General features: G+C 40.6%; 23 protein-coding genes. 18 read left to right on the top strand and 5 right to left on the bottom strand.

Going from position 1 to position 21,953, the window contains the following annotated elements; genetic code table 11:
* From J2756_RS05070 to J2756_RS05055, 4 genes are all read left to right on the top strand, one after another.
* On the top strand, nt 1-296 hold a 296-nt coding region (locus J2756_RS05070), incomplete at its 5' end, for a hypothetical protein (RefSeq protein ID WP_209583173.1).
* Between the two features lie 6 nt (nt 297-302).
* Nucleotides 303-494 (top strand): hypothetical protein, encoded by a 192-nt coding sequence (locus J2756_RS05065; RefSeq protein WP_209583170.1) that lies wholly within the window; start codon nt 303-305, stop codon nt 492-494.
* Nucleotides 495-544: 50 nt separating this feature from the next.
* A complete protein-coding gene (locus tag J2756_RS05060) occupies nt 545-1,291 on the top strand; it encodes a hypothetical protein (protein WP_209583168.1) in 747 nt (248 codons plus the stop codon).
* Between the two features lie 27 nt (nt 1,292-1,318).
* Nucleotides 1,319-1,489 carry a hypothetical protein gene (locus J2756_RS05055; protein WP_209583166.1) on the top strand — a complete coding sequence of 57 codons (171 nt, stop codon included), beginning with the start codon at nt 1,319-1,321 and terminating at the stop codon, nt 1,487-1,489.
* A 41-nt stretch (nt 1,490-1,530) separates the two neighbouring features.
* Here the strand turns inward: J2756_RS05055 and J2756_RS05050 are convergent, their stop codons facing one another.
* A complete protein-coding gene (locus J2756_RS05050; protein WP_209583164.1) occupies nt 1,531-2,532 on the bottom strand; it encodes a UPF0104 family protein in 1,002 nt (333 codons plus the stop codon).
* Complete coding sequence (locus tag J2756_RS05045; RefSeq protein ID WP_209583162.1) at nt 2,529-3,212, bottom strand: glycosyltransferase family 2 protein; 684 nt, start codon at nt 3,210-3,212, stop codon at nt 2,529-2,531. The genes J2756_RS05050 and J2756_RS05045 overlap by 4 nt, the downstream gene beginning before the upstream one ends.
* A 322-nt stretch (nt 3,213-3,534) precedes the next feature.
* On the opposite strand from J2756_RS05045, the gene glmM reads away from it, so the two are divergent.
* A complete protein-coding gene (glmM, locus tag J2756_RS05040; protein WP_209583160.1) occupies nt 3,535-4,884 on the top strand; it encodes a phosphoglucosamine mutase in 1,350 nt (449 codons plus the stop codon).
* Nucleotides 4,885-5,034: 150 nt separating this feature from the next.
* Here glmM and J2756_RS05035 read toward each other — a convergent pair whose 3' ends face one another.
* Nucleotides 5,035-5,274, bottom strand: coding sequence for a hypothetical protein (locus tag J2756_RS05035; RefSeq protein ID WP_209583239.1), 240 nt, complete (start codon nt 5,272-5,274; stop codon nt 5,035-5,037).
* A gap of 102 nt (nt 5,275-5,376) precedes the next feature.
* Here J2756_RS05035 and afpA point away from each other — a divergent pair, with 102 nt between their 5' ends.
* Complete coding sequence (gene afpA, locus J2756_RS05030) at nt 5,377-5,952, top strand: archaeoflavoprotein AfpA (protein WP_209583159.1); 576 nt, start codon at nt 5,377-5,379, stop codon at nt 5,950-5,952.
* On the opposite strand, the gene J2756_RS05025 is transcribed toward afpA, so the two are convergent.
* Complete coding sequence (locus J2756_RS05025) at nt 5,944-6,270, bottom strand: hypothetical protein (RefSeq protein WP_209583158.1); 327 nt, start codon at nt 6,268-6,270, stop codon at nt 5,944-5,946. The genes afpA and J2756_RS05025 overlap by 9 nt on opposite strands.
* 134 nt (nt 6,271-6,404) lie before the next feature.
* Complete coding sequence (locus tag J2756_RS05020) at nt 6,405-6,893, bottom strand: adenosine-specific kinase (RefSeq protein ID WP_209583156.1); 489 nt, start codon at nt 6,891-6,893, stop codon at nt 6,405-6,407.
* A 516-nt stretch (nt 6,894-7,409) separates the two neighbouring features.
* Between J2756_RS05020 and J2756_RS05015 the strand changes: the two genes are divergently transcribed.
* From J2756_RS05015 to J2756_RS04960, 12 genes are all read left to right on the top strand, one after another.
* The gene (locus J2756_RS05015) at nt 7,410-7,964 is read left to right on the top strand and encodes a helix-turn-helix domain-containing protein (protein ID WP_209583154.1); all 555 of its coding nucleotides are present in this window, start codon (nt 7,410-7,412) and stop codon (nt 7,962-7,964) included.
* Nucleotides 7,965-8,260: 296 nt separating this feature from the next.
* Nucleotides 8,261-9,937, top strand: coding sequence for an AMP-binding protein (locus J2756_RS05010; protein WP_209583153.1), 1,677 nt, complete (start codon nt 8,261-8,263; stop codon nt 9,935-9,937).
* A gap of 354 nt (nt 9,938-10,291) precedes the next feature.
* A complete protein-coding gene (locus J2756_RS05005; RefSeq protein WP_209583146.1) occupies nt 10,292-10,606 on the top strand; it encodes a 4Fe-4S dicluster domain-containing protein in 315 nt (104 codons plus the stop codon).
* Nucleotides 10,567-11,658 carry a 3-methyl-2-oxobutanoate dehydrogenase subunit VorB gene (locus tag J2756_RS05000; RefSeq protein WP_209583144.1) on the top strand — a complete coding sequence of 364 codons (1,092 nt, stop codon included), beginning with the start codon at nt 10,567-10,569 and terminating at the stop codon, nt 11,656-11,658. The genes J2756_RS05005 and J2756_RS05000 overlap by 40 nt, the downstream gene beginning before the upstream one ends.
* 1 nt (nt 11,659) lies before the next feature.
* Nucleotides 11,660-13,117 (top strand): 2-oxoacid:acceptor oxidoreductase family protein, encoded by a 1,458-nt coding sequence (locus J2756_RS04995; RefSeq protein ID WP_209583141.1) that lies wholly within the window; start codon nt 11,660-11,662, stop codon nt 13,115-13,117.
* Nucleotides 13,118-13,399: 282 nt separating this feature from the next.
* Nucleotides 13,400-14,185 carry an exodeoxyribonuclease III gene (locus J2756_RS04990; protein WP_209583138.1) on the top strand — a complete coding sequence of 262 codons (786 nt, stop codon included), beginning with the start codon at nt 13,400-13,402 and terminating at the stop codon, nt 14,183-14,185.
* A 173-nt stretch (nt 14,186-14,358) separates the two neighbouring features.
* Complete coding sequence (locus J2756_RS04985; protein WP_209583136.1) at nt 14,359-14,979, top strand: DUF998 domain-containing protein; 621 nt, start codon at nt 14,359-14,361, stop codon at nt 14,977-14,979.
* A 376-nt stretch (nt 14,980-15,355) separates the two neighbouring features.
* Nucleotides 15,356-16,666, top strand: coding sequence for a Glu-tRNA(Gln) amidotransferase subunit GatD (gatD, locus tag J2756_RS04980; RefSeq protein WP_209583134.1), 1,311 nt, complete (start codon nt 15,356-15,358; stop codon nt 16,664-16,666).
* Nucleotides 16,667-16,749: 83 nt separating this feature from the next.
* Nucleotides 16,750-18,621, top strand: coding sequence for a Glu-tRNA(Gln) amidotransferase subunit GatE (gene gatE, locus J2756_RS04975; protein ID WP_209583132.1), 1,872 nt, complete (start codon nt 16,750-16,752; stop codon nt 18,619-18,621).
* Between the two features lie 87 nt (nt 18,622-18,708).
* Nucleotides 18,709-19,626 (top strand): NAD(P)/FAD-dependent oxidoreductase, encoded by a 918-nt coding sequence (locus tag J2756_RS04970; RefSeq protein WP_209583130.1) that lies wholly within the window; start codon nt 18,709-18,711, stop codon nt 19,624-19,626.
* A 107-nt stretch (nt 19,627-19,733) separates the two neighbouring features.
* On the top strand, nt 19,734-20,582 hold the full coding sequence (locus J2756_RS04965; RefSeq protein WP_209583125.1) for a TIM barrel protein: 849 nt from the start codon (nt 19,734-19,736) through the stop codon (nt 20,580-20,582).
* Between the two features lie 247 nt (nt 20,583-20,829).
* A complete protein-coding gene (locus tag J2756_RS04960) occupies nt 20,830-21,951 on the top strand; it encodes an AAA family ATPase (RefSeq protein ID WP_209583124.1) in 1,122 nt (373 codons plus the stop codon).
* Nucleotides 21,952-21,953 lie beyond the last annotated feature (2 nt).

Below are 21,953 nucleotides of genomic sequence, written 5' to 3'. Positions count from 1 at the left end.
CTAACCCCCAAGAGGTTACTGCTGAATACTTCCTCAAACTTAAGAAAATGAACTGGAAAGACAAAAAAGTGAAAAAATTACACGGAAAACTGCATGAACTTAATTGTGATAAGTTTATAGAAGAACATAAAACTGTGGATACTAAGTTCACGGCTACGGAGGGTGCTTTTATTTTGTTTCTTGCGGCTTGTTGTGCTGTGAACGATGATCGGTTGGAGATAGTGGAGTCTGATCTTTTAATGGCTTATAAAACTTATTTCAAACTTATAAACACAGATATTACCAAGTTGATGTGATAATTTATGGAGTTTGGGAATTTTCTTGCAGCAGTAACTGCAGTGGCAGTTTTCATTAGTACAGGCACAGTGATTGCTTTGTCTGTGGGTTATATTGGTCAATCCCCAGAAAACCCACTTATAAGACTTATAGGTTTGTTTATATGTTTTGTGCTGGCTTCAATGGTTTATAACCTTATAAAGGTTGATAAAAGTTAAAATAACTATAAAAATGGTGTTTTTGGGTTGGTAATTTGGATCAAAAGTAAATGGCCATGGTAATGGAAGTGAAAAATATGAGTTTTTTTAGTGCAGAACCGACTGTTGATGTTGCGGGTAAAGTTTTGGATGAGTTTGGTGATGTTGAGGGGTTAAAGGAAGTGATTGAGGGTATTTTGGCTTTGGAGGTTTCTGGGGTTTATGATGGTTTAGTTCATGGTATGGGGGATGATTCTCGTTTGGATTCTGGTGATTTTGATGAGCTTTCAGAGTTGATTAAATTGGCATCAGAGAATATGAGTAAGTTTCCTTTGAGTATTCCTTTTGCGCCTTTAATAACTGCTAAGTTTGTTATGGTGACATATACTTTTGTTTATGACCTTTATAATATTAAATTAGGCAGGGATTTCACTTTAAATGAATTAAACAACATTTTTTATGGTTCAATGGCCACTAGGATTCTTTTAATGTTAGATGATTTTGATTCTGACCTTGAAACACCCAAACCCACCACTGAATTTTTTAAACGTTTAGGTAAGGTTAAATGGCAAAATAAACAGGTGAAGCGGCTTTATAATCATATTCATGAAATTAATTTTATGTTGATACATAACAAGTGGAAAGGAACAGAAAGGGTGTCAACAACTTTTTTAGTCACTGAAGAAGCTTTTATTTTGCTTTTATCTGGTTGTAGTGCAGTTATATGTGGTAGGGATAAAATTAACATTTTTGATGTTGTAACTGCTAATAAAACTTATCTAAAACTTATAAACACAGATATTAGCCGTTTGATGTGATAGTTTTATGGGTTTTGGGGATGGTAAGTGTTAGGTGGTAAAAAAATGTTTTTAAGATCAGAACCGACTGTTGATGTTGCGGGTAAAGTTTTGGATGAGTTTGGTGATGTTGAGGGGTTAAAGGAAGTGATTGATGGGATTTTGGCTTTGGAGGATTCTGAAGTTTATGAGAGGTTTCACTCCTTTTTAGATCAATAAAATCTTAAATTAACTAATCCAGATAAATTATCCCAAGAAACTCATTCAGATCCCTTAAGATCCAGTGTGTAACCCTTGATATCCTCGAGGATGTCCTTTGCATAGTAGGAAGAGAAGATGATCCCCAGTGCAGTTACAAGCCAGAAGGAAACCAGCCTATCAACAAGGGCAATGCTGCCGCTTAAAGCTCCGGGAACACCAAATAACACAAATAATCCTGTTAAAGATATTTCTATTGAACCTATTCCTCCAGGAAGGGCTGTAACAATTCCCACAAGGTTTGCAATAAGGAATATGACAACGATGGCTGTGAAATTTATTTCAATGTTGAAGGCGTAGAAAACAACCAGAAGACGAACACATTCAAGAAGCCATGAAGCTCCAGACAGGAAAAACACAAAGGTCAGGTTTTTGAAGTTGCTGAAGGAGTGTGTGTACTGGATCATACCCCTTAAACCCTCGGTGAACTTGAGGTAGAGGTTGTTGAGAACCTCCTCCCTGATGGGAAGTTTGCTGATGATGGGATGGATCCTATCGTAAAGCCAGATGCTGGCATTTTCCCTCCAGTTAAAGATGTAGATCAGGAGGACCATGCCAATGGAAAGCAAACCTCCAAGTATGGTGATCACACGTATCTTCGGCAGGAAGAGTGAGGATATCAACATTAGACAGCCTGCTATCCCAACATCGAAGAACCTTTCAGTTAACCCTGCTGAGAGTCCCTCTGATAGACTTATCCCATTGATCTTTTTACCTGCAACTGCATTCAAAACTTCCCCCGCACTTCTGGCTGGACTGAAATTTCCTGCAAAGAGTCCTATTGTTTTCACAACGTAGTTCTTCTTGAATTCAGTTGTTTGATTGATTATAAAACCCCACCTCAGGGATCTGACTCCTATAACAACCAGATGAATGAAGGCTGCAAGGACTATGAACCGCAGATCAGCAGTTTCAAGGGCATGGATAATATTTGATGGTCCCAACCACAAAACCAGAAGGATCAGGAGTACAAAGCTGACAACAAGGACGTAGAATTGTTTCAAAGAGTCACCCTATTCTTTATTTTCCTTAAGATAAGTTTTAAGATGAAGCTTATGTAATGGAGAACGTTTATCCAGGTGATGTAAGATTTTTCATGGCCGTACCTGCAGGATATTGGTGCTTCCCTTATCACCAGATCATTCTTGGATGCCCTGTGTATCATCTCAGATTCGTAAACATAATCATCGTAACTTATGTCCAGAAAAAGTTTTGCAGCATCCTTTGATATTACCCTGAAACCACTCTGACTATCAGTCAGGGTGTAACCCGTCATGTACTTTATAAGATGGGTTGTAAGGGCATTTGAAACCTTCCTCTGAAGTGGCATGTTTTCAGGAACACCTCCAATGAATCTGGAACCTATAACAATTCCAGCCCCATCAATAGCTGCGGTTAATGCTGGTATGTAGAATGGGTCGTGCTGTCCGTCCCCATCAAGAACTACAAAAACATCGTAGCCCTTTTCAAGGCCAATCTTAAGTCCAGTTTTTATGGCTGCACCCTTACCCATGTTTTTTGGGTGTTTAACAACCATTGCACCTGATTCCTCTGCAAGGCGATAGGTCTCATCATATGAACCATCATCCACAACCAGAACATCCGAATACTTCAAAGCCTCCTTTGAAACATTTTTTATGTCAAGTGCCTCGTTGTAAGCAGGAATTATTGTTATTAATTTCATTTTAATTTTCCATTAGCTTTTCAGTTACTTCTAAACTTAAGATCGTTGATATTATTAAAATTCATGGATAAACTTGTTAAAAATATATAATTGTTTATACAATCATTCTGTTAATAGATCATCCTACTACAGTTTATAGAATGTTGTTCAATAAAATTCTATTCAATAAAATGGAACTAACCTTTGAAATGAATTTATACTGAAAGGTACTAAATTACATACACAATTAGTTTACACATCGTAAGTAGAATCCATAAAAATTCAATTTGTAAAGTAAGGTTTTAAAAAATTGTACCCTAGAATTCATTCAGGAAGTGAAATTATGAAACGATTATTCGGAACTTTTGGAGTTAGAAGGATTGCAAATCATGAATTAACGCCAGAATTTGCATCAAAACTTGCAGCAGCATACGGAACACTTGTGAAGGGTAAGGTTGCTGTTGGTGGGGACACAAGAACCTCCACTGGAATGATAAAACACGCAGTAATATCAGGACTCCTATCTTCGGGTTGTCAGGTGTTTGATCTTGGAATTTTACCAACTCCTGCAGTCCAATTTGCAGTTAGAAACTACTGTGATGGTGGTGTGATGATAACAGCGTCCCACAACCCACCAAAGTACAACGGAATAAAGTTCGTTGATGAAGATGGAATAGGAATAGCAGAGGACATGGAAGAAAAGATAGAAGACATGTTCTTCGATGAAAATCCAGACAGGGTGGTATGGAACGAGATTGGGGAAGTCCTTGAGAACCATGGAATCGTGGATGAATACATAGAAAACGTTATAGAACGTGTTGATGCTGATGCAATTCGATCTGCAAATCTCAAGGTCATAGTGGACTGTGGAAACGGTGCAGCATGCTTCACAACACCCTACCTACTTAGAAAGCTTGGCTGTGACGTTACAACTATGAACTGCCAGCCAGATGGATTTTTCCCAGGAAGAAACCCTGAACCCACTGAGGACAACCTCAAGGAACTCATAGAAGTTGTCAAAGCAACAGGTGCAGACCTTGGAATAGCACATGATGGTGATGCAGACAGAACCATATGCATAGACGAAAAAGGAAACTTCGTCTTCGGTGACAAAACATTTGCACTGGTTGAAAAACAGATGCTCAGGGAAGCAGGTGGTGGAATCATAGTAACAACCGTTGCAACATCTGCAGCCATCTACGACATAGCAGAGGAGTATGGCGGCGAGGTCATTGCAACGAGGGTTGGAGACCTCGTGGTTGCAAGGGAACTTAAAAACAGGGGAGGACTCTTTGGTGGGGAAGAAAACGGAGGACTTATATTTCCGGATTTCGTTTATGGAAGGGATGCAGCACTTTCAACAGCTAAAATAGTTGAAACAATTGCAAAAGAGGGTAAACCTCTATCAAAATTAATATCAGAACTTCCAGCGTACTCTTCAGAGAAGATGAAGGTTGAATGTCCTGATGATCTTAAAGTTGAGGTTATGGAGAAGATTGCAGCAGCAACAAGCGAGCATGAGGTTGACACAACCGATGGTGTTAAAATATTCACAGAGGATGGCTGGGTTATAATAAGACCATCTGGGACCGAGCCAATCTTCAGATGCTTTGCAGAGGCTCAGAAACCTGAAGATGCCAGGAAAATGGCTGAATGGGGAATATCCCTTGTTCAGGAGCATTTGAAGGGATAAAAATAAAGATTAGCTTTTTTATTTCTTTAATTTATTTTCTATTTTTTTAAATCTTCTTATTTAGGCTGCTTCTAAGTCAGGATTTGATTTTTTCATTTGATAAATTTTGGGTAGGTAAAAATCCATGATGGACAAACCTTCCTTGAGAATTCATTCCTTGTAAAAACCATAAAACTGGGAACAGTAATCGCACATAGGGTATTTACCGTACTTGTAGTGGCTGTAATCATCCTTGTTCATATCGAATTTCTTGTTGCAGAGGTAACAGGTTTCTATTTTCTCAGATTTCTCACGATCAGATTTAATTTCTGGGCTCTCTTTTGATTCAAGTTCTGTTTTTTTCTCTTTTTCTTCGATTTCAATCACCTTGATCTGTGTTACTGATCTCATAATTTAATTCATTATAAAAAAATTTTTATAAAATTTCTACGATTTAATCTATCTGGCTTTAGGGGAAAATAAATTTATCTAAATAAAAACATAATATTTGTTATGATAGTGAAGGGTAAACGAAGGAGAGTTGCGTGGGGCATCACAGGAAGTGGTGAAAAGATAGAGGAAACAGTTGAGATCATGGAGGAAATGAAGAAGGAGTACAGAAAAGAATTTGATATACGTGTTTACGTCTCCAAGGCTGGAGACCAGGTTCTCAAGTATTACAACCTTTCAAACACCCTTGAAACAATGTTCGACAAAACATGGACTGAAATAAATGCTAACGCGCCATTTTTAGCTGGGCAGATTCAGATGGGGACCTTTGAATTTTTATTACTTGCCCCTGCAACATCCAACACAGTTGCAAAGATATCCCTGCGAATAGCAGACACTCTCCTTACAAATGCAGCCATAATGGGTCAGAAAACTGCCACACCCATCTACGTAATGCCCACAGATTTTAGAGAGGGAATCACAACTACGAAGCTGCCTAACGGCCGTGACCTGGAACTTAAAATAACCCGTGAGGATGCTCAGCACGTTAAAAAATTGCAGGATATGGAGAACACCTTTGTGTTTGAGCATCCCAAGGATATCCGGGACATATTCGAAAAACACGCAACTTCAGACTGATTTTTTTAGAAGCTGCAGTGTTACTCCAAACTTATAGTTTCCCTCATCTTCTTCTTCTTTTATATCTGAAATACCCCTGAAGTAATGCTTAATTTCACCGGTACCTGCTATGTTCATGGTCAGGGGTTCCAGATCCATCACATTGTCAAAAAATTCGTACATGGGAGTCAATGCCTCTTTTGAACCCCTTATATTTATGGTCCATGTGCCCTGGCCTCTGTCCTTAATTGAAACGTATTCTTCATCAACTTCCAACATGTATTCAGATTCCTTTTTATTTTCACGGCCCCTGCAGAATACTACCTTTGATTCAACCATTTTCAACCCTCACGATACCTTCTGTTCATGTTTCTTTCAGTCAATGGACTTCCCATACTAGATAAAATCATCACGTAATATATTTGAAGATGAAAGTATAAATTTTCTTGGATTTCATAGGGGATGGGGTGCCATCAGAATTTGTAGCCAATGTTCCTTAGAAGTTTTTGCCTTTCCTTAACATCTTCATCATTTTCAATTGCAACAGGTTTTAAACCATCTACAACTCCAATTATTCCCCGACCCTGTTTTGTTTCAGCTATTATTACTTCAACAGGATTTGCAGTTGCACAGAATAAATTAACAACTTCGGGCACGCTTTTGATGCGCTGGGTGACGTTCAGGGGGTAGGCATTTTTAAGGTACACTATGAATGCATGGCCGCAGGCCAGCTCAAGCATCTTCTCACGGGCCAGTTTAACAAGCTCAGGGTTGTTACCTGCCCACCTCACTAGACAGTCGCCTGAAGCTTCTCCAAATGCAATTCCAAACTCTGCTTGAGGTACAGTATTAAAAATAGCCTCATATATATCTTCAACAGTTTTTATAAAGTGGCTCTGTCCTAGAATGATGTTACATTCTTCTGGAACATCTACCTTAACCATCTTCAGTTCTAAATCCATTTAAAAACCTCCAACTATTATTTATGATCTTCGAAGTTAATTTAATTGTTAAAAGAACATGTTGGTTAAAATAAAAACCAACTAAAAATCAGGCTATGAATTTTATAAAAAAGTTTCAATATTCTATAAAATGTATTGATCTTTAATTTTAGAACTTTAATGCTAGCTTTGACCCTTAAAGAAACATATTTTTAAAATTTTGGCCTTTCCTAAATCTTCTACAAGGTTAAATGCATTGATTTTTTAGTTTTTTTATTTCCTGTAACTCTTAAAAACCAATGGAGTCGATCATTATATATATTAGAATTCCTTATAATTGTCATTAACAATCATTATAATTAACATCTGATGTCTGTGATTCAGGGCACCATCCAACCACTGGTTTTTGAATTGAGGTTTCAAACCACAATACTTTCAATAATTAAAAATATAATGTACTCCATAAATACAAACCAGCAATTATGCTGATTTGTTGAGATTCACAATATTATTTTGAGAGTTAAATGAGGGTTTTAAATGAACGAGAAAATGAAGGAGATTGCTCTGCGTATTTCAGAGCTGAGAGAACTTTCTGAAGCCAGCCAGGAAGAAATGGCTGACTACCTTAAAATATCCATTGAAGATTACACTCACTACGAAGAAGGAAGCTTAGATATTCCTGCAAGCATCCTCTACGAAATAGCAAACAAGTTAAATGTTGATATGGGACTTCTAATGACTGGTGAAGAGACAAGAATGCACATCTTCACAGTAACACGTAAAGGAAAGGGTGTGCGTGTTGAAAGAAGAAAACAGTACGAGTACGAGAACCTTGCAGAAAAATTCATCCACAAAAAAGCAGAGCCATTCATTGTGGCTGTGGAACCCAGAACCGGTGGAGAAAAACCATCAACAAATTCACACCCTGGACAGGAGTTTAACTACGTAATTGAAGGTTCATTAAAGCTTTATATCAACGAAAACGAGATAGTGCTTGAAGAGGGGGATTCAGTATTCTTTGATTCAACATATGAACATGCAATGGAAGCTTTGAACAACAAAACTGCAAAATTTCTTGCCATAATAATGTAAAATCCATTTAAAATGGGATAAATAAATGTGCATAAAAAATCCAATTTAAAATGGGATATTACCATAAAAAATCCACTTAAAAATGGATTTAAAATTTATTCGAAGATACAAAAACCATCTAAAAATCTTAAATAGAAACTTCAAATCTGGGATGATTCAATGTAAAACATTGATAACCCATTCAAGATCGAAAATTTTCCAATTGAATTACATTAACCTCTAAAATTATCCATGAGGCCTTTAAAATTAGAATTTCATTAAAAAAATAGAATTAAATAATTATGTGGTGTATTTTCATGTCATCTTTACTGAAGAAATTCGTTCCAAAAACAGAATTCGAATCCTACGAAGATTTTAAGAAGAACTTCAAGATAGAGTTTCCTGAAAACTTCAACTTCGCATTTGACGTTGTTGATGAGTACGCAGATAAATACCCTGATAAAGTGGGTCTTGTCTGGTGTAACGATGATGAGGATAGGATCTTCACCTTTGAGGACCTTAAAAATTACAGCAACAAAACAGCCAACTTCCTCAGGCAGTGTGGGGTGGGTAGGGGTGATAGAGTAATTTTAACCCTTAAAAGCAGGTACGAGTTCTGGTTCTGCCTCCTGGCCCTGCACAAGTTAGGGGCAATAGCAATTCCTGCAACCCACATGCTGAAAACCAAGGACATAACCTACAGAATAAAGAGTGCAGGCATCACCATGGCCATATGCATAGAAGAAAATGATGTTCCGAAATACTTCGATGAAGCTCATGAAGAATTAGAGGACATTAAACTCTTAAAAGCATTTGTAGGTAATGGAGAACGTGAAGGATGGTTCAACCTCCGTGAAGGTATTGAGAAAGCTTCACCAGAATTTGAAAGACCAACTGGAGATGAAGAAACCAGAGCAGATGATCTCTCATTTGGACTGTTCTCATCAGGAACCACAGGACTTCCTAAAATGGTTAACCACAGCTACACATATCCTCTTGGTCATATAATCACAGCCAAGTACTGGCAGAACGTTATGGAGGATGGACTGCACTACACAGTTGCAGACACCGGGTGGGGCAAGGCACTCTGGGGTCAGATCTACGGGCAGTGGATTGCAGGAAGTGCAGTGTTCATCTATGACTACGAAAGATTCGACGCAGCACACATGCTTGATAAAGCATCAAAACATGGAGTAACAACTTTCTGTGCACCACCAACCATCTACAGGTTCCTGATAAAAGAAGATCTCTCAGAGTACAACTTCTCAACCCTTGAATATGCTGTTACTGCAGGTGAACCACTGAACCCTGAGGTTTACAACAGGTTCTACGAGTTCACAGATTTGAAGCTGAGGGAGGGATTTGGTCAGACTGAAACAGTTGCTGCAATCGCCAACTTCCCCTGGATAAAACCCAGACCAGGTTCAATGGGAAAACCATCCCCTGGATACGATGTTGTACTCCTTGACAAGGAGGGAAACCCGTGTGATGTGGGGGATGAAGGGGAAATATGCTTTAAAATAGATAATGGCAGACCTTTAGGACTTTTCACAGGTTACTACCGCAACCCCGAGAAAACAGAGGAAGCATGTCATGGAGGTTACTACCACACCGGAGACACTGCATGGAAGGATGAAGACGGCTACTTATGGTTTGTTGGACGTAACGATGACATAATCAAAAGTTCAGGTTACAGGATAGGACCCTTTGAAGTTGAAAGTGCAGTGATATCCCACCCATCGGTACTTGAATGTGCAATAACAGGTGTGCCCCACCCAGTAAGGGGACAGGTTATAAAGGCAACCATAGTGCTTGCCAGGGGATACGAAGCCTCAGAAGAACTTAAAAAAGAGATTCAAAACCATGTTAAGGGTGTTACAGCTCCCTACAAATATCCGCGTGTTGTGGAGTTCGTTGAGGAACTTCCAAAAACCATAAGCGGAAAGATAAAACGTGTGGAAATAAGGGAAAAGGACCTGGAAAATCCGGGATGAACTATCTAGGGGATTGAGATACATGGAATGCCCTCAAACCATTTAATTCCATTTTTAAGATTCTCAAAGATTAAAAAAGTTATTTGAATGGTAAAATTGGATAAAACCCTTATTTATTATTTATTTTAATAAAATAATTTATAATGTAGCTTAAAACAAGATTTAAATTAATTTGTTTGGATTAAGTTTAAAATGAACATCAAAAAAAATATTAAAGAGGATCATTGAAATTTAAGGGATAATTAAAGGATAATAAAAGTTTAAAAAAATCAAAAATTACCTCAAATTATTCAAAACTTAAAATTACCTTAAAAAATTTCTTAAAAACTAAAATCAACCAAGAAGCTTGATATCATGTCTGAAAAGATTCAAAAAAAGGAACCGTATCCTGTTATCAACACTCTGGAATGCAAGGCATGTGGAAGATGTATCTTAGCATGCAGAAAAGGCGTTTTAAAGATGAGTGATGATATCAATGAAAGAGGATACCGTTACGCAGTTTACAAGGGTGAAGGCTGTACAGGCTGTGGTGATTGTTACTACACCTGCCCAGAACCCCTTGCAGTAGAGGTACATATACCTAAAAAGGATGAAGAAAAGGATAAAGAAGATAAGGGGAGGGAAACTAAATGGCAACGCAGCTCGTTAAGGGAAATACGGCCGTTATAATAGGAGCCATGTATGCAGGGTGTGACTGCTACTTCGGATACCCAATAACACCAGCTACGGAGATCCTCCACGAAGCCTCCAAGTACTTCCCAATGGTGGGAAGAAAGTTTGTACAGGCAGAATCAGAGGAAGCAGCAATAAACATGGTTTACGGTGGAGCATCAACAGGCCACAGGGTCATGACAGCATCATCAGGTCCAGGTATCAGCTTAAAACAGGAAGGAATATCATTCCTTGCAGGAGCAGAACTCCCATGTGTTATAGTTGATATTGTAAGGGCAGGTCCAGGTCTGGGAAACATAGGACCTGAACAAGGGGACTACAACCAGATAGTTAAGGGTGGAGGTCATGGAAACTACAAAAACATAGTCCTCGCACCTAACTCTGTCCAGGAGATGTGTGACTTCACAGCCAAGGCCTTCGACCTTGCAGAAAAATATCTCAACCCAGTTATAGTCCTTGCAGATGGAGTTCTCGGGCAGATGGTGGAGCCACTGCACTTCCCTGAAAAAACAGTGAAACCCAGGATAGACACCTCATGGGCTGTCTGTGGTAACGCTGAAACCAAGGAAAACCTTGTAACCTCTATATTCCTTGACTTCGACCAGCTTGAGGATTTCAACTACAGGATACAGGAAAAATATGCTGAGATGGAAGAAAATGAGGTGGACTTCGAGGAGTATCAAATGGAAGATGCTGAAATCATCCTTGTGGCCTATGGAATAAGCAGCAGAATAGCAAGATCTGCAGTTGAACTTGCAAGAAGCCAGGGAATAAAAGTTGGACTCTTCAGACCCAAAACCCTATTCCCATTCCCAAAGCACGAGCTTAAAAAAATATCAGAAGAACGTGAATGTACATTCATATCTGTTGAGATGAGCAACGGCCAGATGGCCGATGACATAAAACTTGCAGTGGAATGCAAACGTCCTGTGGAACTTGTAAACAGAATGGGTGGAAACCTCATGGACAGGGACAGTATAATGAACAAGATAATGGAAACTGCAGGCAAATCAGAATATAATGGAAGTAAAGTTGGAGGAGGTGACTGAAATGGCTGACAAAACAGCTGCAGATAATCCTGAAATTGGGGAAAAGGTCATAGGAAAACCCAAATCCCTGCTCGATGAATTTCCAAGAAAAGGAGGCAGCGCACCCACAGCAACCCATTACTGTCCAGGCTGTGGTCATGGAATCCTGCACAAACTCATAGGAGAATCCATAGACGAGCTTGGAATCCAGGACAGAGCCATAATGACCAGTCCAGTGGGATGTGCAGTCTTCGCCTACTACTACTTCGACTGTGGAAACGTCCAGACAGCACATGGAAGGGCACCAGCAGTTGGAACAGGAATATCAAGGGCAGAAGATGATTCTATTGTTATCCTTTACCAGGGAGATGGGGACCTTGCATCCATAGGCCTCAACGAAACCATCCAGGCAGCAAACCGTGGTGAGAAGATGGCTGTCTTCTTCATAAACAACACAGTTTATGGAATGACAGGCGGGCAGATGGCACCAACAACCTTGATAGGTGAAAAAACAGTTACCTGCCAGGAAGGCCGTGACCCAAGATTTGCAGGATACCCCCTTCACATGTGTGAGCTCCTGGACAACCTGAAAGCCCCAGTGTTCATTGAAAGGGTTTCACTTTCAGATCCATCCCACATACGAAGGGCAAAAAGGGCGGTTAAAAAAGCCCTTGAGGTGCAGAGGGATGGAAAGGGCTATGCATTCGTTGAAGTACTATCTCCATGCCCAACCAACCTTAAACAGGATGCAGAGGGTGCTGAGAATTTCTTAAACGAGCAGATGGAAGTGGAATTTCCACTTGCAAACTTCAGGGATAAAATCAAGGAAATTGAGCCTCTTTGCAGAGATAAAAGTGATTTCTCCAGGGAATCCCTTGATAAAATATTCGATGTTGAAAGTGAGAGTGCACTGGAAGCAGTGGATGATCCAGACTTTAAAAACAAAGTTGTTAAGGTTTCAGGGTTTGGAGGTCAAGGTGTTCTAAGTATGGGACTTATAATTGCCCAGGCAGCCTGTAACGCACAGCGTCATGTTTCATGGTACCCTTCATACGGACCAGAACAACGTGGAGGAACATCCAACTGCACAGTGGTCATATCTGGACAAACTGTATCTTCGCCTGTTGTTTACAACTACGATGTTCTCGTGGCCCTGAACAGGCCCTCCCTTGAAAAATTCGCAGAAAGGGTTAAAAAAGGAGGGGTGATACTTTATGATGTGGAGATTGGTGAATTTGAAGCTCCTGAGGGAGTTAGGACAATAGCAGTTCCTGCACTTGAAATTGCCAAAAAAGAGGGAGTTTCCAAAGCTGCAAACACGGCCATGCTAGGTGTTTTAATGGAAATTGCATCCACAGACCTTTCAGAGGATGATTACAAGGATGCAATAAAGCACACCTTCGCCAAAAAACCCAAACTCGTTCCACTCAACGTTAAAATACTTGAAGCGGGGGCAAAATGGGCAGAGGAAAATCTTTAAATGTGATTTTTCTCTTTTAATTCATTTTTTTCAGTTTATTTATTCTTTTTATTCCTGATTCTTTACTTTAACATTTTTAAGATATTTTTTTTAAGATATTGTTCTTCAAGGAGGGTCCATTATGGTGAGAAGATAAATCCACTTCGAGCCAGAATAACCCTGACAGATGGAAGATATGAACAATTTCTTATGGGATTCAATCCATAGAAATTAATATCAAAAAGATCTACAATGCATTAACAGGTCCAATTAGGGCAGTTGCAGTGGAGTAGAGGAATTGGAATGGAAAAGATCAGAATTCTATCATGGAACGTTAACGGAATAAGGGCTGTTCATAAGAAGGGATTTCGTGAATGGTTTGAGGGTGAAAACCCAGATATCCTGTGTGTGCAGGAGACCAAAGCCACAAGAAAACAGGTACCGCGTGATATAAGGGAATTTGATGGTTACCAGACCTACTTCTGCGAGGCCGAGAGGAAAGGATACAGCGGAGTGGCCCTTTACACGCGTATAAAACCTGAAAAAGTGGAATACGGATTTGGAATCGATAAATTCGACCTTGAAGGAAGAACCATCATTGCAGACTACGGAGATTTTGTACTCTTCAACATATACTTTCCCAACGGTAAAATGTCCCCAGAGAGGCTTCGTTACAAGATGGAATTCTACGATGCCTTCCTTGAACATGCAGAGAAACTCAAAGCAGAGGGTAAAAACATAGTTGTCTGTGGTGATGTGAACACGGCCCATAAAGAGATAGACCTGGCCAGGCCAAAGGAAAACGAGAAGATATCAGGTTTCTTACCCGAGGAAAGAGCATGGATGGATAAATTCCTGGCAACAGGTTACACTGATACTTTAAGGGAGTTCAACCATGGTGAGGGACAGTACACATGGTGGAGTTACAGAACCAGAGCAAGGGAGCGGAATGTTGGCTGGCGCCTGGACTACTTCTTCGTGAACAGAGAATTCATGCCCAATGTGGTTGATGCATTCATACTCTCAGAGGTTATGGGTTCAGACCACTGTCCAGTGGGTGTTGAAATCCAATTGGATGGCCTGGATTAAGTTTATTGGATAATGATTAAATTTATTGAATCCTTTAACATTATTAACTAACTTAGAATTAACTAAGATGAGCTAAGGATTAATTAAGCATATTTAAGCTATGTTTTTAATCCAAGTGATTTAAGAAGTATTTAAAATCTCTTGATAAGTCACTGCACAGGTTCGTGGGCTTTTTGATTCAAGAAACTCAAAACTTGAAGTTCCAGATCATACGTTTTACAGGGATAGCTGCAGTGCTCATCATGGCCATTTTCATGATCGCAGCAGCCGCAAAATTCTCAGGTCAACTCAACCCCCTTGAAAACTGGATAAGCGACCTTGGAAGCAGCTTTTACAATCCCCATGGGGCATTTCTCTTCAACCTTGGATCTGTGATTGCAGGATCTCTTTTTCTCATATTCTGTTCCCACATCAACGTAACCTATGCCAGTGCCGTCTGCAGTAAACGAGTTCTATTATACTCACAGATATCTGGACTGGCCTCTGGATTTTCACTCGTAATGGTGGGGCTATTCTCTGAAGACATCCCCTCGTTGCACGGACTCTTTTCAGCCACTTTCTTCATATCCTCACTCCTCTTCCTGATCCTGATGAACTACAACCTCAGAAAAGATCTGAAACTCAAAAAACTGGCTTTCTATGGTGTAATCCCTATTTTAATGGATTCTTTGTTGGTAATATTTTACATGCTAAACAGAAATTTGCCCACTCCAATTTTTGAATGGCTTACAGGGATATCCTATGCATTCTGGATTCTTTTACTTGCATATCACTCTCCAAATTCAAATCCATGATTTTTAATCAGGGAATGGGTTAATACTGGCCCTGAATTTTTCATGGTCTTGAACCAGTGATTCTAAATGGCATTATAAAGGTTTTATCTTAGATTGAACTAACCATAAACTAGTGTTTTATTGGTTCGTACTATGATCATGAGCATATAAAAATTAAAAATAGAATAAAATCAGGGGATTTAAAGGAAAAAATCACAAGCTACTCCTTATGATAAATAAAATAATTATTATAAGAATTTAAATTCCTGTAAAATTTATAAAAAAATCTGTAAAAAAGTTCTTTGTACGAGAAAATCATTTAAAAAAGGGATCAATTCAAAGATAATTGTTCTAATTTAAAAAATTAAAGCTTTTAAAAATGTAAATGAGGGATTCAATGAGTTATAACGGCGTTGCAAAACAATTTTTAGAATCACAGAGTATATCCGTGGGGGATACAATTCGCGTAACCAAGGAAGAGATATCCTACGAGGGAATGCTCCTTGACAGGGCAGAGGATGCAGATGACAAACACCTGGTTTTGAAGCTTCCAAGCGGATACAACGTGGGCGTGGGAATAGACGGAGCAGGAGTGGAACTCATCCAGAGGGGTGAAAAACCAAGGATAGAACTTCCACCCCTTGAAGTGGAACCAGACAACAAAAAACAGGACATATCCATTATATCCACAGGTGGAACAGTTGCATCTGTCATAGACTACAAAACAGGGGCAGTTCACCCCGCATTCACAGCAGACGACCTTCTCCGGGCAACACCTGAACTTGCAGACCATGCAAACATCCGTGGAGAAGCCATACTCAACATACTCAGTGAAAACATGAAACCTGACTACTGGATAAAATCAGCACGATCCGTGGCAGATGAGATAACTGGCGGTGCAGATGGTGTTGTGATTGCCCATGGAACAGATACCATGCACTACACAGCAGCAGCCCTCAGCTTCATGCTGGAAACACCGGTTCCAGTTGTCATAACAGGTGCTCAGAGAAGTTCGGACAGGCCGTCATCAGATGCATTCTGGAATCTCATGGCATCAGTTGCAGCAGCCAAATCCGACGTTGCAGAGGTCACAGTTTGCATGCACGCAACAGAGGATGATTCATATGCCTACCTCCACAGGGGAACCAAGGTCAGGAAGATGCACACATCACGAAGGGACACCTTCCGCAGCATAAACACCCAGCCAATAGCCAAGATCCAGGAAAACAGGGTTAAGATCCAGCCAAACGTGGATTACAGAAAACGTGGAGAAACTGAAGTGGAACTCAGGGACGAACTCGAATCAAAGGTGGCCTTCATAAAGAGCTACCCTGGTATTTCAGGGGAGATCCTGGATTACCACGTGGACAAGGGCTACAAGGGAATAGTTCTCGAGGGAACGGGACTGGGGCACTGTCCAGACTACCTCATACCCTCAGTTGAAAGGGCAGCAGACAGCGGAATACCAGTTGTAATGAGCTCCCAGTGTCTTTACGGAAGGGTGAACATGAACGTCTACAGCACAGGCAGAAGGCTTGTATCCGCAGGTGTCATATCTGCAGGGGACATGCTGCCTGAAACAGCCTATGTAAAGCTCATCTGGGCCCTGGGTCAGACAGACAACCTTGAAGAGGTGAGGAAGATCATGCAGACCAACCTCAGGGGTGAGATGGAGGATCTCTCATCAAGGGATTACTTCCTACTCTAATCAAATTGTAAAAAATTATTATGAATATTCCATATCAAACAATCGTATTGTTGATCTTCAATGAATTAAAAGGGTGATAATCAATGGATTATGAAAAATTAGGCCTTAAAATGGGTCTTGAAATACACCAGCAGCTTAACACATCACAAAAACTCTTCTGTCCATGTCCATGTGAATTGCAGGACAAAAAGCCAGAATACAAACTCTTAAGGACTTTAAGGCCCACACAGAGCGAACTTGGAAAGATAGACAGGGCAGCCTATGAGGAATCCCGGAGGAAGCTCCAGTTCACATATGAAGCATACAAACATGACACATGCCTGGTTGAATCGGATGAAGAACCACCACACACCCTGAACAGTGAAGCCCTTGAAATAGCTCTCACACTGTCCTCACTTCTTAACATGGCTGTTGTTGATGAGTTCCACACCATGAGAAAGCAGGTGATAGATGGAAGTAACACTGGGGGCTTCCAGAGAACAGGACTGGTTGCAACGGAGGGTTACATGGACACGGAGCACGGGCGGGTTAAAATTGAAAACCTCTGTCTTGAAGAGGATGCAGCAAGAAGGATAGGTCAGAAAAAGGGGCATGTTGTCTTCAGACTGGACAGACTTGGAATTCCCCTGGTTGAGATAACAACAGATCCTTCCATGAAACACCCAGAACAGGTCAGAGATGTTGCATACCAATTGGGGCAGGTTTTAAGGAGTACAAATGTTAAAAGAGGGCTTGGAACCATACGCCAGGACCTTAACATATCCATAAGAGAAGGAGCCCGTGTGGAGATCAAGGGTGTTCAGGACCTGGACCTCATGCCAACCATGGTTGAAAATGAGGTTACACGCCAGATAAAACTCATTGAAATAAGGGACGAACTCCAGAGGCGAGATGCAGAGGTTCTTGATGAAATATTTGATGTTAAGGAACTCTTCCAGGAGACAGGATCCAAGATCATAGCCAGGGCACTGGAGAAGGGCAGTGTTCTTGCAATAAAGCTGAAGGGATTTGCAGGACTCATTGGAGTTGAGGTTCAGCCTGGAAGACGCTTCGGAACAGAACTTGCAGGATACGCTAAGAAGATGGGGGTTTCAGGAATATTCCACACAGACGAACTTCCAGCCTATGGAGTAACCGAGGAAGAGGTTACATCAGTCCGGAAGTTCCTGGATATGAATGAGAAAGATGCATTTATCCTGGTGGCAGATGAGGATGAGAAGGCAAGAAATGCACTCCTTGAAGTTATAAGAAGGGCAAAAACAGCAGCAGTTGAGGTTCCAGAGGAAACAAGAAAGGCCAAGGATGATGCCAACACAGAGTACCTCAGACCACTGCCAACTGCAAGCAGGATGTACGTTGAAACAGACATACCCCTGCAGATCATAGACAGGGAATACCTTGAGGACATAAGATCCAACCTTCCAGAACTTCCAGACGAGAAGGAGGCAAGGATCATCCAGGAGTACAGTTTAAGCCAGGACCTTGCACACCAGCTCGTGAGGAGGAACAGGGCAGACGACTTTGAGAAGGTGATGGCATTAACATCTGTTGATTCAACAACAGTGGCATCAACCTTCGCCTACACCATCAAGGAACTCAAACGTGATGGAAAGGACATCTCAAGACTAGACATTGAATGCCTTAAAAACACCTTTGAACTGGTTTCAGAGGATAAGATAACCAAAGAAGCAGTTCAGGAAGTACTTGTTGGTGTCTGTGATGGTGAGTCCTCTCCAGAGGAAGCAGCAAAGAACCTGAACCTTATGATGCTCTCAGATGATGATGTTGAGAAAATAATCAGTGAAATAGTTGCATCTCAGAGTAAAATGGTTGAGGAACGTGGAATGGGTGCAATGGGCCCTCTCATGGGCATGGCCATGAAAGAGCTCAAGGGTAAAGCCGACGGCAAACTCGTGAATAAACTTTTGAGGGATAAAATACAGAATATAAAGTAGTAATTAAATAACTAAAAAAAATTATTCAAATGGGATTTCCTTTTTCAAAGGAAATTATCAATATATCCTAAGCTTTCAGGTGGTTTTATGGAAGAACATGACATTATAATAGTGGGTGCAGGACCTGCAGGCCTCACAGCAGGCATATATGTTGGTAGGGAAGGGTTGAATGCAACGATTCTAGAAAAGGGAGTTACTGGAGGAAATGCTAATATGGCACCACTGGTTGCAAACTTTCCGGGGTTTAAATCTATAACTGGCGCAAAATTTTTAAAAAGGATAGCTGAGCAAGCAGAAATGTACATAGACCTTCATGAACATGAGGAAATAACAAAGATTCATAAAACCGATGATAGGATATTATTAACCACAAATAAAGGTGAATATTCTGCTAAAGCCCTGATTATCTGCTCTGGAACTACTTACAGAAAATTGGGAATAAAGGGTGAGGATGAGTTTATAGGCAAGGGAATATCATTCTGCTCAATATGTGATGGAATGTTCTTCAAAGGAAAAGATGTTTTTGTTGTTGGAGGGGGCAACTCTGCGGCAGAACATGCACTGCACCTTAAGGACATAGGATGTAACGTGAAAATCGTGCACAGAAGGGACGAGTTAAGAGCCCAGAAATACTTGCAGGATAGAATACATGCTGAAGGAATACCCATCATTTGGAACTCAGTTTTAACTGAGATGAAGGGGGAAACTTTTTTAAAAAGTGTTGTAATCCATAACAGGGAAACAGAAGTTGATGAAGAGGTTGAAGTTGCTGGTGTATTTTTAGCTGTGGGGGAGGAACCTAACAGTAAACTTGCAACTGTTATAGGAGTTGATGTGGATGAACTAGGGTACATCATCACAGATAAAAACCAGAGAACAAACATCCCCCATGTATACGCGGCAGGGGATGTTACAGGAGGAGTGCAACAGCTTGTAGTGGCCTGTGGAGAGGGGGCAGTTGCAGCTGTGAATGCTTATCAAAGTCTTAAAATTCATAAAAATTAAAAATGTAACTAAATCATTTTTTCCCTTCTTTTTATGACTTCATTTTTTAAAATTAATCAAAAGATGATAAACTTTTTCATGTTTATAAAATAATTAGGGGTAAAATCATGACTTACGTTAAATTCGGACCGGCAGGAAGGCCTGTGGACTACAAAGGCAATGCAAACATGGCCTGCAGCTACATAAGATCCATAGGCCTGGATGCCTACGAGTACCAGGCAACCTACGGAGTGAAAATATCAGAAAAATCTGCATTGGAACTTAAAGAAGATTCAAAGAAGAGTGATGTGATGGTTTCAATGCACGCACCATACTACGTGAATTTATCTTCCAACAAGGATGATGTGGTTGAAAGGTCAATCCAGAGGCTGGTGCAGGCAGCCAGTGCCTCCGAGTGGATGGGGGCCTACAGAACGGTGTTCCACCCTGGTTTTTACACAACCTACACCCATGAAGAGGCAATGGAGCGCTGCAAAAAATCCATAACCCTTATACAGGAAGAACTGGAATCACAGGGAGTCAAGGACTACAACCTGGCCCCTGAAACAACGGGTAAAAAGTCACAGCTTGGAAGCCTGGACGAGGTCATAGAGATCTGTAGGTCCTTCGACCATGTGGAACCCACAGTGGACTTCGCACATGTCCATGCAAGAAACAACGGCTGCATAAAGGAGAGGGATGATTACAGCAGGATATTCCAGAAACTTGAAGATGAGCTGGGCCTTAAAACCCTTCACAGCCACTTCACAAGTATAGAGTACACAGATAAGGGTGAGCGGAAGCATCACACCCTCATGGAAGAGGATTACGGCCCACCACTGGAACCCCTCATGGAGGTTGTTGCTGAGAACGGCTGGAACATCACCCTGATATGCGAAACACCCCTCAGGGACAGGGATGCCCTGGTTATGAAGGGGATTTATGAGGGGATTTCAGGTGAGGATAAAACTTTATAAATTACCCTAATCTCTTTTTACATCACCCCCTAATCCTCTTACTCTAAAGATTTACCTGTTAAATTAAAATTTATTACATACTAATTTTACCATCATAAAATTTTAACAGCTATCAATATTTTCAAATGGTATTTGTCCATGTATTATGAAATAAATATTTTGAGAAAACCTTTTATCCACATGGAACCAAACTATAATCAACTCAATATAATCATTCATTAATTAAAGAAATTGGTAGGTATCCCTAGTGAAACTAAACAATATGGCAACTGATACACTTGTATCAGATAAAAAAGCATTAAGAAATTTACCTGAACATGTAATGGGAGCTAAAGTTGTTGTACTCCAGTCTGTTGGCTACCCATTCCTATGCAACCTGGTTGAAAATCCCAAGATAGAAATATTCGACAAGGAACTCTTCGAATTATATGCAAGGGAGCAGTGGGAAGATTACACAGTTAAAGAAGGTTCATTCTTATTCGATCAGAAATTATTACCAGATTATGCTTTTAAAATAATAAAGGCACATCCAGATAACTCAAAGATCACTGAGAAAACTTCAATCATCCTCATGGAACTTGAAGAATCCAGTGAAGTTAAAAAAATTGAAAGCAACGTTAAAATGTCCGAGGTTATTGGTCAGGAACGTGCCAAGACCAAGTGCAAGATCATCATGAAGTACCTGAAGGAACCTGAGAAGTTCGGGGAATGGGCACCAAGAAACGTCCTCTTCCATGGAACACCAGGAACAGGAAAGACCATGCTTGCAAAATCCCTTTCAAACGAACTTCAAGTCCCACTCTTCCTTGTTAAGGCCACAAGCCTCATAGGGGAGCATGTTGGTGATGGTTCAAGGCAGATACACGAATTATTCGATGCAGCTTCAGCCTGCTCACCAGCAGTGATATTCATAGACGAAATCGATGCAGTGGGTCTTGACAGGAAATACCAGTCCCTCAGGGGAGATGTTTCAGAAGTGGTGAACGCCCTTCTAACTGAAATGGATGGTATAGACTACAACAAGGGTGTTGTCACCATAGGTGCAACCAACAACCCCCACCTTCTGGACTTTGCAATCAGAAGCAGGTTTGAAGAGGAAATAGAATTTGTTCTGCCTGATGAAAAGGAGAGAAAAGAAATTCTGGAGCTTTACATCAAATCCATGCCACTGCCACTTGAAGCTGACATTAAGAAGCTCACAACAGCCAGTAAGGGAATGTCAGGCAGGGACATCAAGGACAAGCTCCTCAAGGTAGCACTTCACAGGGCAATATCCGAGGACAGGGAAACTGTAACATGGAGTGACGTAGAGTACTCCCTGAAACAGCATAAAAAGGATAAAAATGAACCCAAGGGAATGTTCGCCTGAAC

The organism is Methanobacterium aggregans (assembly GCF_017874455.1).
GTDB classification, from domain to species: Archaea; Methanobacteriota; Methanobacteria; order Methanobacteriales; family Methanobacteriaceae; genus Methanobacterium_C; species Methanobacterium_C aggregans.
The sequence above is the reverse complement of the archived record's forward strand: the minus strand, read 5'-3'. Positions and strand labels throughout refer to the sequence as shown.

What these genes read in the sequence shown, in the direction of transcription:
- J2756_RS05065 (WP_209583170.1), top strand. Translation starts at nt 303, where the DNA reads ATGGAGTTTGGGAATTTTCTTGCAGCAGTAACTGCAGTGGCAGTTTTC.
- J2756_RS05060 (WP_209583168.1), top strand. Translation starts at nt 545, where the DNA reads ATGGCCATGGTAATGGAAGTGAAAAATATGAGTTTTTTTAGTGCAGAA.
- J2756_RS05045 (WP_209583162.1), bottom strand. Translation starts at nt 3,212, where the DNA reads ATGAAATTAATAACAATAATTCCTGCTTACAACGAGGCACTTGACATA.
- glmM (WP_209583160.1), top strand. Translation starts at nt 3,535, where the DNA reads ATGAAACGATTATTCGGAACTTTTGGAGTTAGAAGGATTGCAAATCAT.
- J2756_RS05035 (WP_209583239.1), bottom strand. Translation starts at nt 5,274, where the DNA reads ATGAGATCAGTAACACAGATCAAGGTGATTGAAATCGAAGAAAAAGAG.
- afpA (WP_209583159.1), top strand. Translation starts at nt 5,377, where the DNA reads ATGATAGTGAAGGGTAAACGAAGGAGAGTTGCGTGGGGCATCACAGGA.
- J2756_RS05025 (WP_209583158.1), bottom strand. Translation starts at nt 6,270, where the DNA reads ATGGTTGAATCAAAGGTAGTATTCTGCAGGGGCCGTGAAAATAAAAAG.
- J2756_RS05020 (WP_209583156.1), bottom strand. Translation starts at nt 6,893, where the DNA reads ATGGATTTAGAACTGAAGATGGTTAAGGTAGATGTTCCAGAAGAATGT.
- J2756_RS05015 (WP_209583154.1), top strand. Translation starts at nt 7,410, where the DNA reads ATGAACGAGAAAATGAAGGAGATTGCTCTGCGTATTTCAGAGCTGAGA.
- J2756_RS05010 (WP_209583153.1), top strand. Translation starts at nt 8,261, where the DNA reads ATGTCATCTTTACTGAAGAAATTCGTTCCAAAAACAGAATTCGAATCC.
- J2756_RS05005 (WP_209583146.1), top strand. Translation starts at nt 10,292, where the DNA reads ATGTCTGAAAAGATTCAAAAAAAGGAACCGTATCCTGTTATCAACACT.
- J2756_RS05000 (WP_209583144.1), top strand. Translation starts at nt 10,567, where the DNA reads ATGGCAACGCAGCTCGTTAAGGGAAATACGGCCGTTATAATAGGAGCC.
- J2756_RS04995 (WP_209583141.1), top strand. Translation starts at nt 11,660, where the DNA reads ATGGCTGACAAAACAGCTGCAGATAATCCTGAAATTGGGGAAAAGGTC.
- J2756_RS04990 (WP_209583138.1), top strand. Translation starts at nt 13,400, where the DNA reads ATGGAAAAGATCAGAATTCTATCATGGAACGTTAACGGAATAAGGGCT.
- gatD (WP_209583134.1), top strand. Translation starts at nt 15,356, where the DNA reads ATGAGTTATAACGGCGTTGCAAAACAATTTTTAGAATCACAGAGTATA.
- gatE (WP_209583132.1), top strand. Translation starts at nt 16,750, where the DNA reads ATGGATTATGAAAAATTAGGCCTTAAAATGGGTCTTGAAATACACCAG.
- J2756_RS04970 (WP_209583130.1), top strand. Translation starts at nt 18,709, where the DNA reads ATGGAAGAACATGACATTATAATAGTGGGTGCAGGACCTGCAGGCCTC.
- J2756_RS04965 (WP_209583125.1), top strand. Translation starts at nt 19,734, where the DNA reads ATGACTTACGTTAAATTCGGACCGGCAGGAAGGCCTGTGGACTACAAA.